Below are 12,211 nucleotides of genomic sequence, written 5' to 3' on the forward strand. Positions count from 1 at the left end.
CGGGGCCCCGAGCAGGCTCAGACCTGGCTGCGCCGATCCATGCCCTGGCGGTCCAGCATCCAGCCCGGATATTCCGGCGCCAGCGCCGAGACGGCGTCGAGCGCAGCAAGGTCATCGCTGTCCAGCGCCACATCCAGCGCGCCGAGATTGTCCGCCAGCTGGTCCATCGTCCGCGTCCCGATGATCACGCTGGTCACATGGCCCTGGTGCAGCAGCCAGCCGAGCGCCACCTGCGGCACCGTCGCGCCGTGCTTTCCGGCGATCCGGCGCATCTCGTCGATGATGTCGAAGCCTTTTTCCTTGTTCACGGGCGGGAAGTCGAAAATCGTGCGGCGCGCATCATTGGGGCCCGCGCCGTCCCGGCTGAACTTGCCGGACAGGAATCCGCCGGCCAGCGGGCTCCACGGCAGGATGGCCAGCTGCTGGTCTTTCGCCATCGGCACGACTTCGCGCTCGAGATCGCGCCCGGCGATCGAATAATACATCTGGCAGCTTTCGAACCGGGCCAGCCCGCGCCGCTCGGCATAGGCCACCGCCTTCATGATCAGCCAGGCAGGCATGTTGCACAGGCCGACATAACGCACCTTGCCGGACCGGACGACCGCGTCGAGCGCCTCGACGGTTTCCTCGATCGGCGTGAGCGGATCGGTGCCGTGCACCTGGTAGAGGTCGATAAAGTCGAGGCCGAGGCGCTGCAGGCTCGCATCGACCGCATCGAAAATGTGTTTGCGCGACAGGCCGGAAATGTTGCGGGCCGCCGTCTCGCGCCGCTCGGCCTCTGCCTTCTGGGCCCCGGTCGCATCGTCCGGCACCCGCATCGAGACCCGGCCGAAGACCTTGGTGGCCACGACGACCTCGTCGCGCGGCAGCCCGTTATTGCGGATAGCCTGGCCCAGCATCGTCTCGGACACGCCCGCCGAATAGACGTTCGCGGTGTCAAAGAAGTTGATCCCCGAATCCCACGCCTTGCGCACCAACGCGTCGGCCTCGTCCTGCTGCTGTTTGCCGATGAATTTCCAGATGCCGCCATCCCCGCCAAAAGTCATCGTGCCGAGGCAGAGTTTCGATACGATCAGGCCGGTCCGTCCAAGTTTCGCATATTTCATCTAGGGCAAATCCTCTGTCTGGCGGGCTAAGATGGGGGGCAAAACGGATATGTCGAGCCAAACCGCCGGCCAGCTCCTCGCCGGATCGCCCGGCAGGGCGCCTTCTCGCGCCTACTGAGAACCGTTTTCAAAGCCGCGCAGGCCTGTGCTTGCTGGGAACGCGGCAGATCGTCCACGTCATCCAAATGTGCATCCGCCCCTTGAGCGGCGGGGTATTCTTCCCATATCGCAGACCGAACAGGTGAGTGGATTTAAAATCCGTCGTCACCGCTCAAAACGTGAAACTTGAAAGAGCCATTGGCGGCCGGGGCTGCTGAGCAGACCGAACCCAAACCCCGCGAACGGCAGCTGACAGAAGAGAGAGACAGTATGAGCAAGATCATTGGCATCGACCTCGGCACCACCAACTCGTGCGTGGCCGTCATGGAAGGCGGCGAAGCAAAGGTCATCGAGAACGCCGAAGGCAACCGCACCACCCCCTCCGTCGTGGCCTTCACCGAAAGTGGTGAGCGCCTGATCGGCCAGCCCGCCCGCCGGCAGGCCGTCACCAACCCAGACTTCACCTTCTACGCCATCAAGCGCCTGATCGGGCGCACCTTCGACGACCCGACGGCCCAGAAGGACAAGGCGATGAGCCCCTTCGGCATCGTCAAGGCGCCGAACGGCGACGCCTGGGTCAAGGGCCGCGACAAGGACTACGCCCCGCAGGAGATCTCGGCCTTCATTCTCACCAAGATGAAGGAAACCGCCGAGGCCTATCTCGGCGCGAAGGTCACGCAGGCGGTCATCACGGTTCCGGCCTACTTCAACGACGCCCAGCGTCAGGCCACCAAGGATGCCGGCAAGATTGCCGGCCTTGAAGTGCTGCGCATCATCAACGAGCCAACCGCAGCCGCCCTCGCCTATGGCCTCGACAAGTCGGGCAACAAGACGATTGCGGTCTACGACCTTGGCGGCGGTACGTTCGACGTCTCGCTGCTCGAGATCGGCGACGGCGTGTTCGAAGTGCTCTCCACCAACGGCGATACCTTCCTCGGCGGTGAAGATTTCGACCTGCGCATCGTCGACTTCCTGACCAGCGAGTTCAAGAAGGATCAGGGCATCGACCTGAAAGCCGACAAGCTCGCCCTTCAGCGCCTGAAGGAAGAAGCCGAGAAAGCCAAGAAAGAGCTGTCCTCGACCACGCAGTACGAAGTGAACCTGCCGTTCATCACGGCAGACGCGACCGGCCCGAAACACCTCAACATCAAGCTGACGCGCGCCAAGTACGAAAGCCTTGTCCAGGACCTCGTCGACCGCACGATCGAGCCTTGCAAGAAGGCCCTGAAAGACGCGGGCAAGACCCCGGCGGACATCGATGAAGTCGTCCTCGTGGGCGGCATGACCCGCATGCCGGCCGTGCAGGACGCGGTGAAGAAGTTCTTCGGCAAGGAACCCCACAAGGGCGTGAACCCGGATGAAGTGGTTGCCATCGGTGCGGCGATCCAGGGCGGCGTCCTGCAGGGCGACGTAAAGGACGTGGTCCTGCTCGACGTGACCCCGCTCTCGCTGGGCATTGAGACGCTGGGCGGCGTGTTCACCCGCCTGATCGAGCGCAACACGACCATCCCGACGAAGAAGTCCCAGGTCTTCTCGACCGCCGAGGACAACCAGCCAGCCGTGACGATCAAGGTTGCGCAGGGCGAGCGCGAGATGGCCGCTGACAACAAGCAGCTCGGCCAGTTCAACCTCGAAGGCATTGCCCCTGCCCCACGCGGTCTGCCGCAGATCGAAGTCACGTTCGACATCGACGCCAACGGCATCGTCTCGGTCTCGGCCAAGGACAAGGCCACCGGCAAGGAACAGCAGATCACCATCCAGGCGGATGGCGGCCTGTCGGAAGCCGACATCAAGAAGATGATGGCCGAAGCCGAAGCCAATGCGGGCGCCGACAAGGCCCGCCGCGAACTGGTGGAGGCCAAGAACCATGCCGAAGCGCTGATCCATCAGACCGAGAAGCAGCTGGTTGAGCACGGCTCGAAAGTGTCCGATGCGGTCAAGGGCGAAATCGAATCGGCCATTGCCGACCTGAAGACAGCCGCCGCCGGTGACAACACCGCCGACATTCAGGCCAAGCATCAGGCGCTCATGACGGCCGCGATGAAACTCGGCGAAGCGATCTATGCTGCCGCCGGCACGGCCGCTGCCGAAGCGGACGGCGCCAAGGATGACGGCGTGGTGGACGCCGACTTCGAAGAAGTCGACGACGCAAAGAGCGCTTGAGGCATCCTCCTCTCAAAGACAGAACCCGCCGGAGCGATCCGGCGGGTTTTTTCTTTGGAGGCGCCGGCGCTCCTGCCGGAAGACGCGGCCAGAATCCTAGATCACCACAACCACCTTGCCGGTCGCCTTGCGCTCCATCAGCTCACGGATGGCCTCGCCGCCTTTTTCGAGCGGATAGGTGTTCGAGATGTGCGGGCGCACCTTGCCGGCCTTGTAGAGCTCGAACAGTTCCTTGACGTTCTGCGCATGCGCCTTGGGATCGCGCGCCACGGCGGCGCCCCAGAACACACCGCGCACGTCGCAGCTTTTCAGCAGCGTGAGGTTCAGCGGCAGTTTCGGAATACCGGCCGGGAAGCCGATCACGAGGAAACGCCCTTCCCAGTTCAGCGCGCGCACCGCCGGCTCGGCATAATTTCCGCCCACACCGTCATAGACGATGTCAACGCCGCCGCCGGAGATCGCCTTGATGTCGTCGGCAAATTTCTTCTGGCCGTCGCGGTCAAGCTCGCTCGCATAGACGAGGCCGAGATCAGCGCCCTTGGACAGACAGAAATCGACCTTCGCCTGCGACGAGGCCGCAGCGATCACTTTCAGGCCCATCGCCTTGCCGAGTTCGACCGCGGCAATACCGACCCCGCCCGCCGCGCCGAGCACCAGCAGCGTTTCGCCCGGCTTGGGATCAGCCCGGTCCTTCAGCGCATAATACGAGGTGCCGTAGGTCATCATGAAGGCGGCAGCCTCATCGAACGGCATGTTGTCCGGAATCGGCATCACGGAGTGGGCGGCGGCCAGCGCGTATTCCGCCATTCCGCCGCTACCGACCGAGGCCAGCACCCGGTCGCCCGGTTTCACATGACTGACGCCTTCGCCCAGCGCGGAGACAAATCCGGCCACTTCGCCGCCCGGCGAGAACGGGCGCGGCGGTTTGAACTGGTAAAGGTCCTGGATCATCAGCGAATCGGGGAAGTTCACCCCGCACGCCTTCACCTCCACCAGCACCTGGCCTTTGCCCGGCGTGGGCGTGGCTACGTCTTCGATCACGAGGGCCTCCGGCCCGCCTACGGTTTTCGACAGCACGGCTTTCATGCGCCACTCCCTTCACGGCTTGTTGTTTGTCCGCCCTGACGGTAGCCATGCGCCACACCCACGCCAAGCCTGACGCGAGGGGAAAGAGGCAAAAAGAGATGGCAAAAATCTGGGCACTGGCCCTGCATGGCGGCGCGGGACCGATCTTCGGGCGCGACTATGCGCCGGAAGAGGCGCACATCCGGGGCCTTCTGCGCGACGGCGCCGGCCGGCTGGCCGCCGGCGAGGCCGCCCTCGACGTGGTTGAAGCCATGGTGATGGAGCTCGAAGCCTCGGGTCTCTACGTGGCGGGGCGCGGCGCCAGCCCCAATACGGCCGGAAACTGGGAACTCGACGCTGCCATCATGGACGGGCGTACCCGCCGCGCCGGCGCTGTCGGCGCCCTGCAGGGCTTCGAGAGCCCCATCCAGGCCGCCCGGGCCGTGATGGAGCGCACGCCCAACGTGATGCTCGTGGGCGATGGCGCCGCCAGCCTCGCCGACGCTGCGGGTCTTGCGCGCGTGCTCGACCCCTACAGCTATTACGGTGCCGTCGATGAAGACACCGTCCAGGAAGATGATCCGCCCCCCGGCTCGAACATGGGAACGGTCGGCGCCGTTGCGCTCGATGTCTACGGCGACCTGGCTGCTGCCACGTCCACCGGCGGCGTTCTCTCCAAGACGCCCGGCCGCATCGGCGACACGCCGATCATCGGCGCCGGCACCTGGGCCGACGAGCGCTGCGCGGTCTCGTGCACCGGCCTCGGCGAGTATTTCATCCGCGCCAACGCCGCGGCCGACGTCTCCGCACGGATCCGCTATGGCAACCAGCCGTTTGCATCCTCCGTCCAGGGCGCCCTCGATGATGTGAAGCGCCTCGGCGGCAATGGCGGCATGATCGCTGTCTCCGCCTCCGGCGAACTCGCCTGGGGCTTCAACTCGTCCGGCCTGAAGCGCGGCCTCGCCGACTCGCGTGGCCGGTTTGAAGTGGGCACATTCCTGTGATCGCCGTGTTCTGGATCCTTGTCGCCGCGCTCGGCTTCGCCATCCTGCTGGCAGCGCAGATGCGGATGCTCTTGTCCATCGTGCTGCGCCGCGCGCTCGCGGACAAGTTCGGCGGCAAGCACAAGGACGCGCGCTATCGCACCGCCCTTTTTGAAGTCGGGCGCGGCGCACCCACCAGCGAAGACACGCTTTACCTCACCACGGAATATCCCCGTCCCCTCGCCCATCTCGCACTGGCGCGGCGCGTGTCGCTGATCGCACCCGGCCTCCTGCTGATCGTCGTCCTTGCCGGGCGCTTTGCCCTTGGAGTCTTCGGACCATGAGGGGATATTTCGCCATCGGCGCCGAACGCATTTCCAAGCCGCGCAACCTGGGTGCCCTGATGCGCACAGGCCATGCCTTCGGCGCGAGCTTTGTCTTCTCGATCAATGCCGCCAAGGACATCAAGGCCGCGCATTCGGCGGACACGTCCAAGAGCGATGGCCAGATCCCGTTCTACCAATGGGACTCGATCAACGAAATGCAACTGCCGCGCGGCTGCCAGCTGGTGGGCGTGGAACTCACGGACGACGCCGTGATGTTGCCGACCTTCCGGCATCCTCCGCAGGCGGCCTATATCCTTGGACCGGAAAAGGGAAACCTCTCACCCGCGATCATGGAACGCTGCGCCCACATCGTGAAGATCCCGACCAAGTTCTGCATCAATGTCAGCCTGGCGGGCGCGCTGGTCATGTACGACCGTCACCTTTCGATGGGCAGCCATGCGCCGCGCCCGATCATGCCGGGCGGGCCGGATGCACCGCGCCGGAAACATGTTCCGGGCCCGGATCGTCAGAAACCGGGCAGCGAGTCCTGATCAGTCGCCCAGCAGGCGCTGCAGGAAGCCCATCACGCCAGTGAAGCGCAGGCCGCCATCGCGCACCGCCAAGGCGTAGCAGATCTCGCCCTCGTCCCCGACCGGCTGGTGCAGGTCGTTCGGGCCGTTGATCACCACTTCGCCCGGACCATAGCTGCCGCGCTCGTCAGAAAACCCGCCGGCCACGACCAGAGTGTATTCGTTGCCCGCATGGGCGTGGCGCGGAATGCGCGCGCCCGGCGAGATCCGGTAGAGTTCGGTTTCAAGCTGGTCGCCGCTGCGCAGGTTGAGGCGTTTCAGGCCCCGCCCCATCGATTGCCAGCCGGTCTGCACAATGGCATCCAGCGCCGCGCTGCGCAGGGGTTCAGGCAGCGCCAGAACCTCGTCCATGGCCTCGCCGGCCGCGCGGCCCGCTTTGACCGAAAGGTCGGCGCTCACCTCAATCGCATCGATTTCCGCCAGCGCCCGGTCGAGCGCGCCCGCACTCAGCGCGGCCTCCGGCGCAGTCTCCAGCAGACCGCCGGCGATCATTTCGCTGGCCGCCACAGAGCGGCGGATTTCGGGCCGCAGCACGCTCTGCGTCTCCACCATCAGGGTGAAGGCGGGATCAAGGCAACCGGCCGCATAGGCGGCATAGAGTTCGCTGAAAGAGGGGGCGGCAGTATCTGTCATTGGGTCTCGGTATTCTGGGCGTCTGTCAGGAAGATTGTCCGGCAGGGGCAATCGTCAAGGCCGGCCGGTCATTCACGTTCATGCAGGCCTCCCCTAAGCTTCTGGAAAGCCAGCCGGATCCGGGATTTTACCGTGCCCAGCGGCAGATTGAAGGCTGCGGCGATCTCGGAATGGGACAGCCCCTCATAGAAAGCCGCCCGCAGCAGGTTCTGCTGGTCCTGCGGCAGTTTCAGCAGTTCGGCCCGCACGGCCTCTTCCATCTGGTCCTGCGCCATCAGCGCATCCGGCTGCTCGATCTCCGGCGGGCGCAGGATCGGGTCATCGGCGGGCAGTTCCGGCCGGCGTTGCCGGCGCTGCGCGTCGATGCGGCGGTTACGGGCGATCCGGAACAGCCAGGTCGACACCGAGGCCTGCTTGCGATCGTAGAGATCTGCCTTGCGCCACAGCGAGACCATCACGTCCTGCGCCAGCTCCTCCGCCTCCCCGTCCGAGGCGCCGAGGCGCAGCATGTAGCTCTTCAGGCGGGGCGCGTAGAAGGCAAACAGCTCCGCAAAGGCCTCGCGCGAGCGCGTCTGCGCGATCGCCGCGATACAGTCGGCGTGCCGCTCACGTTGAGCGGTGTCCCCTGTACGGACCGGTTTATCGAACACGCGTAAGCTCTTCCCCTGGGCAGTCGTCGCAGTTTCAACTGCTCATGGCTGTAAAGCAACCAGGGTGGTTAACCCATCCGTGCGAGACGCGTTATATGTGATTCCCGTGGTCGCGCACGCGCGCGACTGCCCTTACAGTTAAGTCGCAGCCAGCCTATGGGAAGAGACCATTGAACACACCTTTCAAGCCCTTGCGCCGCTTCTTGCAACTCGCGCTCATGATCGCGCCCATCTGCCTCGCCGCGCCGGCCTTTGCTGAGCCGACCGCCGTGGGCCGGTTCAAGGACTGGGCGGTCTTCACCGAACCGGCTGGCGACGACCTGATCTGCTATGCGGCGACCGAAGCGACCTCCAAGTCGCCCTCCAAGGCCAATCACGGTGCGGTCTGGTACTATGTGACCAGCTGGAAGTCCGGCAAGGCGAAGGCCCAGCCGAGCATCAAGGTCGGGTTCAATTTCAGGGAAGGCTCCAGTCCGAAGGCCAAGGTCGGCCGCTCCGTCTGGACCCTGTTCACGGCCGGCGCCGAAGCTTTTGCCGAGGATGCGGATGACCCGGCCATCGTTGAAGCGCTGCGCAAGGGCTCCAGCCTCGCCGTCGAAGGCACGTCTGCGCGCGGCACCAAGGTGTCCTACAAGTTCTCACTGAGCGGCTCCTCCGCCGCCATCGACAAGGCCGCCGAGGCCTGCAGGTAAGCGCTACCAATCCGGCCGCACGAAGCGTTCGGGGAACTTCCCGTCGGCTTCGGCGTAGTAGGACAGCACCTTCGCCATGTCGCCGGCCGCATCATCGGTCACCGGCAACGGCCCCTCGAGGCGCAGCACATGCGTGCGATAGTCCAGCACCGCCATCAACAGCGGCACACCGGCCGAGCGCGCGATATGATAGAAGCCCGTCTTCCAGTTCGGATTGGCCTCCCGCGTGCCCTCCGGAGCGACCGCCAGATGCATCGTCTCGCGGCTCGCAAAGGCCTGGCGCATCTGCTCGACATAATCGTTAGAGCTTGACCGTTCGACCGGCACGCAGCCCGAGCGCTTCACGAGCCACCCCAGCGGCCCGCGCACCAGCGCGGCCTTGCCCATCCAGTTCAGCTTGACGCGGTACCAGCCCGCCACCGCCACCATCGTCAGCCCGTCCCAGTTCGACGTGTGCGGCGCGGCCACGATCACCGATTTGGGCACCTGCACGGGCCAGTCTGACCCCACCCGCCAACCGGTGGCCTTCAGGTAGAGCCAGGACAGGCCCCGGATAAACTCGGAAAAGACGCCGCGATACGGCGCGCTGCGCCCGAATGGCCCCTTGGGCCGCCGCGTCGGTGCTGGACTGGTCATCACCGCACACGATCCGTGCTTTGCACACGATTACCATATACCGGTACGCGAATTCCTGCACAAAACGAGGGAAAAGACAGCGCGTGCGGGAAAAAGAAAGCGGGCGGCGATCCTGAGACCGCCGCCCGCCTGTCAGCCTTAAAGGCCGGACACGATTACTGGGTAATCGGCGTCAGGATGATTTCCACGCGGCGGTTGGCAGCGCGGCCTTCAGCGGTCGAGTTGTCCGCGATCGGCTGGGTCTCACCCATGCCGATGGCGTTGATGCGGACAGCCTGGGTGCCCCGATTGATCAGGTAGGTGCGCACCGCGGCGGCGCGCTGCTGCGAGAGGGTCATGTTGTAGTCGTCAGCGCCGTCAGAGCTTGCATGGCCGATGATGTCCACGGCGGTCGACGGATATTCGACCAGCGTTTTGGCGACATCGTTCAGCGGGCCGTAGAAGCCCGGCTGGATGGTGGCCGAGTTGACCGTGAAGGTCACGTTCGACGGCATCGTCAACTGGAGCTGGTCGCCCTGGCGGGTCACTTCGATACCCGTACCGGCGGTCGCTTCCTTCAGCTTGCGCTCCTGCTCGTCCATGTAGCCACCGACAGCAGCGCCGGCGATTGCGCCGACTGCGGCGCCGATCGCAGCGTTGCGCTTGTCGTCACCGCCGGCCGCCATGCCGACGCCAGCGCCGAGGATTGCGCCAGCTGCGGTGCCGGTCAGGACGCGCTGGCTCGGGCCGTTCTGACAGGCCTGGACCAGCGGAAGGACCAGAGCGACGGCAATAAATGCGTATTTCTTCATGTCTTGGACTCCCTTGCATGAAACTGTTGGCCGGGCTTGTGCCGCATCCGACCTGAACCCTGCCCAACGGAGCCGGAAATCACCCTGAATCTAGGTCAGAATAAGGCTTTTGCAGGAAACCCGAGGCTTAAAATCCGTCCATGTTGGGCGGGTTTTCCTTAATCCACAGCCCATGATATAGGCCCGCCGATGAGCACGACCCTCGATCTTTCCCGGCGCCCGGCGCCCCAACCCGGCCCGCGCACGCTGGCCGGGCTGTCGATACCAGCCCTCAAGGCCGAAATGGAATCGCTGGGGCTGGATGGTAAACAGGCCGGCATGCGCGCCAAGCAGCTGCGCCGCTGGATTCACCATTTCGGCGCTCGTGATTTCTCGGTGATGACCGATATCGCGAAGGATTTGCGCGCCCGCCTTGCGGACACCTACACGCTGACCCGCCCCGAAATCGCCGACCACCAGATCTCGAAAGATGGCACGCAGAAGTGGCTCACCCGCTTCGCCCCCGGCGTCGAAGGCGAAAGCGTCTATATCCCGGATGTCGGCAAGGCGGGCGCGCTCTGCGTCTCCAGCCAGGTCGGCTGCACCCTGAACTGCACCTTCTGCCACACCGGCACGCAGGCCCTGGTCCGCAACCTGACCGCCGCCGAAATCGTCCAGCAGGTGCTGATCGCCCGCGACGCGCTCGATGAATGGCCGAGCGCGGACGAAGACCGCCTGCTCACCAACATCGTCTTCATGGGCATGGGCGAGCCGCTCTACAATCTCGACAACATTGCCGAGGCCATCGACACGATCTCCGACGGCGACGGGCTCGCCATCGGCCGGCGCCGCATCACCGTTTCCACCGCCGGCGTTGCGCCGAAGATCCCTGAACTCGGCGCACGCACCAATGCCATGCTCGCCATCTCGCTGCACGCGACGAATGACGACCTGCGCAATGAACTCGTGCCGATCAACCGCAAGTACAACCTGGCCGAACTGTTCGACGCGATCCGCGCCTATCCCGGCGTCGGCAACTCGCGCCGCGTAACCTTCGAATATGTCATGCTGAAGGGCGTCAATGACACGATTGCCGAGGCGCACGATCTCGTCCGCCTGCTGAAGGGTGTGCCGGCGAAGATCAACCTGATCCCGTTCAACCCCTGGCCGGGCAGCCCGTATGAGTGTTCCAGCTGGGACACGATCGAGGCTTTCGCCGAGATCCTGAACCGCTCGGGCTACGCCTCCCCGATCCGCACCCCGCGCGGACGGGATATCCTCGCCGCCTGCGGCCAGCTGCGCTCGGAAAGCGTCAAGAAGTCCGCCGCTGAAAAGCGCCGCGAAGCTCTCACCGCCGCGCCCCAACCCGACGCCTGAGGCGCCGCCTCAGGGCGCCGCGCCGTCCTGGCCATTCCACACCCCGTGCAGGACCCGTGTTTGCGAATCCGTGCATGCCCGTTAGAATTGTGTTGATGATACGCCCCCTCCTCCTGGCAGCCATTGCGGCGCTCCTGACCGCCTGCTCGGGCCGGATCGAGGGGCCCTGCCGCAACCTGACCTTCGAGTCGGTGCCCTACCTCGTCTGCACCTTCGACCCCGCCGCCGACGACATCCGCCTCTTCCTGCGCGACGAGACCGGCGCCCCCTTCGGCCAGTTCGACCGGCTGGCCAATTATGTCGCTTCCAAGGGGGGCAGCCTGGTCTTCGCCATGAATGCCGGCATGTACCATGAAGACCGCCGCCCGGTCGGCCTCTATGTCGAGGAGGAGAAGTCCGAGATGGGCCTCGTCCGGAATGCCGGTCCCGGCAATTTCGGCATGCTGCCCAATGGCGTCTTCTGGATCGATGGCGGCAAGGCGGGCGTCACCGAAACCCTCACCTATGACGCGCAGTTCACGGACGATGTGCCCCGTTTCGCCACCCAGTCCGGCCCGATGCTGGTGATCGACGGCGAGCTGCATCCCGTGCTGAACCCGGACGGCACCAGCACGCGCCGGCGCAACGGCGTCGGCGTCAGCGCCGATGGCCGCCGGGTCTATTTCGTCATCTCCGACGCGCCGGTGAACTTCCATTCCTTCGCCCGCCTCTTCAAGGAAGGTCTCGGCGTGCCCAATGCCCTCTACCTCGACGGCGCCGTCTCGAAGGTCTACGCGCCGGCGCTCGAGCGCGACGAATCCGGCCTCGATATGGGCCCCATCGTCGGCGTCGTGCGCCAGACGAAGAAGTAACGCGTGTGAAACAGATCAAGCTCTCGCCCGAACGCCGCCAGCGCCTGATCGAACAGGTCCAGACCCTCTTCGCCCGCGACTTTGACGAAACCCTCAGCAGCTTCCGCGCCGGCGAGATCGTGGACCGGATGACCGCCCTGATCGGCCCAGGCGTCTACAACCAGGCGGTGGAGGACGTGCGCGCACATCTGCAGGCCCGGCTCGACGACCTGAACGGCGAAGTCTTCGTCGACGATCCGGCCTGACCCTTCAGCCTGCCTCAACCGTCGC

At 65.1% G+C, this 12,211-nt stretch carries 14 protein-coding genes; 8 read left to right on the top strand and 6 right to left on the bottom strand.

From position 1 onward, the window contains the following. Positions 1-17: 17 nt before the first annotated feature. Entirely contained in the window at positions 18-1,106 is a 1,089-nt protein-coding gene (locus tag GC148_RS11725) for an aldo/keto reductase (RefSeq protein ID WP_291070945.1), read from the bottom strand. 369 nt (positions 1,107-1,475) lie between these two features. Here GC148_RS11725 and dnaK point away from each other — a divergent pair, with 369 nt between their 5' ends. Next, positions 1,476-3,368: a molecular chaperone DnaK gene (gene dnaK / locus GC148_RS11730; protein ID WP_291070946.1), complete on the top strand. Its 1,893-nt coding sequence runs from the start codon at positions 1,476-1,478 to the stop codon at positions 3,366-3,368. Between the two features lie 96 nt (positions 3,369-3,464). On the opposite strand, the gene GC148_RS11735 is transcribed toward dnaK, so the two are convergent. Continuing rightward, positions 3,465-4,454, bottom strand: a complete 990-nt coding sequence (locus tag GC148_RS11735) for an NADPH:quinone oxidoreductase family protein (RefSeq protein ID WP_291070947.1) — start codon at positions 4,452-4,454, stop codon at positions 3,465-3,467. A 98-nt stretch (positions 4,455-4,552) separates the two neighbouring features. On the opposite strand from GC148_RS11735, the gene GC148_RS11740 reads away from it, so the two are divergent. The 3 genes from GC148_RS11740 to GC148_RS11750 are packed head-to-tail and all read left to right on the top strand — an operon-like array spanning position 4,553 to position 6,293. After that, positions 4,553-5,437, top strand: a complete 885-nt coding sequence (locus GC148_RS11740) for an isoaspartyl peptidase/L-asparaginase (protein WP_291070948.1) — start codon at positions 4,553-4,555, stop codon at positions 5,435-5,437. A 5-nt stretch (positions 5,438-5,442) separates the two neighbouring features. After that, positions 5,443-5,760, top strand: coding sequence for a hypothetical protein (locus GC148_RS11745; protein WP_291070949.1), 318 nt, complete (start codon positions 5,443-5,445; stop codon positions 5,758-5,760). Continuing rightward, complete coding sequence (locus GC148_RS11750) at positions 5,757-6,293, top strand: RNA methyltransferase (protein ID WP_291070950.1); 537 nt, start codon at positions 5,757-5,759, stop codon at positions 6,291-6,293. The genes GC148_RS11745 and GC148_RS11750 overlap by 4 nt, the downstream gene beginning before the upstream one ends. Here the strand turns inward: GC148_RS11750 and GC148_RS11755 are convergent, their stop codons facing one another. Both GC148_RS11755 and GC148_RS11760 read right to left on the bottom strand, forming a co-directional pair. Beyond that, a complete protein-coding gene (locus GC148_RS11755) occupies positions 6,294-6,965 on the bottom strand; it encodes a ChrR family anti-sigma-E factor (protein WP_291070951.1) in 672 nt (223 codons plus the stop codon). Positions 6,966-7,033: 68 nt separating this feature from the next. Further along, a complete protein-coding gene (locus GC148_RS11760; RefSeq protein ID WP_291070952.1) occupies positions 7,034-7,615 on the bottom strand; it encodes a sigma-70 family RNA polymerase sigma factor in 582 nt (193 codons plus the stop codon). Between the two features lie 218 nt (positions 7,616-7,833). Here GC148_RS11760 and GC148_RS11765 point away from each other — a divergent pair, with 218 nt between their 5' ends. Beyond that, the gene (locus GC148_RS11765; protein ID WP_291070953.1) at positions 7,834-8,307 is read left to right on the top strand and encodes an invasion associated locus B family protein; all 474 of its coding nucleotides are present in this window, start codon (positions 7,834-7,836) and stop codon (positions 8,305-8,307) included. A gap of 3 nt (positions 8,308-8,310) precedes the next feature. On the opposite strand, the gene GC148_RS11770 is transcribed toward GC148_RS11765, so the two are convergent. Together GC148_RS11770 and GC148_RS11775 are read right to left on the bottom strand one after the other, a co-directional pair. Beyond that, positions 8,311-8,943, bottom strand: coding sequence for a 1-acyl-sn-glycerol-3-phosphate acyltransferase (locus tag GC148_RS11770; RefSeq protein WP_291070954.1), 633 nt, complete (start codon positions 8,941-8,943; stop codon positions 8,311-8,313). Positions 8,944-9,098: 155 nt separating this feature from the next. Beyond that, entirely contained in the window at positions 9,099-9,734 is a 636-nt protein-coding gene (locus GC148_RS11775; RefSeq protein WP_291070955.1) for an OmpA family protein, read from the bottom strand. Positions 9,735-9,923: 189 nt separating this feature from the next. On the opposite strand from GC148_RS11775, the gene rlmN reads away from it, so the two are divergent. The 3 genes from rlmN (at position 9,924) to GC148_RS11790 (ending at position 12,186) form a co-directional block, all read left to right on the top strand. Further along, positions 9,924-11,090, top strand: a complete 1,167-nt coding sequence (gene rlmN / locus GC148_RS11780) for a 23S rRNA (adenine(2503)-C(2))-methyltransferase RlmN (protein WP_291070956.1) — start codon at positions 9,924-9,926, stop codon at positions 11,088-11,090. Between the two features lie 95 nt (positions 11,091-11,185). Next, entirely contained in the window at positions 11,186-11,941 is a 756-nt protein-coding gene (locus GC148_RS11785) for a phosphodiester glycosidase family protein (RefSeq protein ID WP_291070957.1), read from the top strand. Positions 11,942-11,946: 5 nt separating this feature from the next. Next, a complete protein-coding gene (locus GC148_RS11790; RefSeq protein ID WP_291070958.1) occupies positions 11,947-12,186 on the top strand; it encodes a DUF2164 domain-containing protein in 240 nt (79 codons plus the stop codon). Positions 12,187-12,211 lie beyond the last annotated feature (25 nt).

Source organism: Hyphomonas sp., assembly GCF_016125515.1.
GTDB lineage: Bacteria > Pseudomonadota > Alphaproteobacteria > Caulobacterales > Hyphomonadaceae > Hyphomonas.

What these genes read in the sequence shown, in the direction of transcription:
- GC148_RS11785 (WP_291070957.1), top strand. Translation starts at nt 11,186, where the DNA reads ATGATACGCCCCCTCCTCCTGGCAGCCATTGCGGCGCTCCTGACCGCC.
- GC148_RS11770 (WP_291070954.1), bottom strand. Translation starts at nt 8,943, where the DNA reads ATGACCAGTCCAGCACCGACGCGGCGGCCCAAGGGGCCATTCGGGCGC.
- GC148_RS11765 (WP_291070953.1), top strand. Translation starts at nt 7,834, where the DNA reads ATGATCGCGCCCATCTGCCTCGCCGCGCCGGCCTTTGCTGAGCCGACC.
- GC148_RS11735 (WP_291070947.1), bottom strand. Translation starts at nt 4,454, where the DNA reads ATGAAAGCCGTGCTGTCGAAAACCGTAGGCGGGCCGGAGGCCCTCGTG.
- GC148_RS11775 (WP_291070955.1), bottom strand. Translation starts at nt 9,734, where the DNA reads ATGAAGAAATACGCATTTATTGCCGTCGCTCTGGTCCTTCCGCTGGTC.
- GC148_RS11755 (WP_291070951.1), bottom strand. Translation starts at nt 6,965, where the DNA reads ATGACAGATACTGCCGCCCCCTCTTTCAGCGAACTCTATGCCGCCTAT.
- GC148_RS11750 (WP_291070950.1), top strand. Translation starts at nt 5,757, where the DNA reads ATGAGGGGATATTTCGCCATCGGCGCCGAACGCATTTCCAAGCCGCGC.
- GC148_RS11725 (WP_291070945.1), bottom strand. Translation starts at nt 1,106, where the DNA reads ATGAAATATGCGAAACTTGGACGGACCGGCCTGATCGTATCGAAACTC.
- rlmN (WP_291070956.1), top strand. Translation starts at nt 9,924, where the DNA reads ATGAGCACGACCCTCGATCTTTCCCGGCGCCCGGCGCCCCAACCCGGC.
- dnaK (WP_291070946.1), top strand. Translation starts at nt 1,476, where the DNA reads ATGAGCAAGATCATTGGCATCGACCTCGGCACCACCAACTCGTGCGTG.
- GC148_RS11740 (WP_291070948.1), top strand. Translation starts at nt 4,553, where the DNA reads ATGGCAAAAATCTGGGCACTGGCCCTGCATGGCGGCGCGGGACCGATC.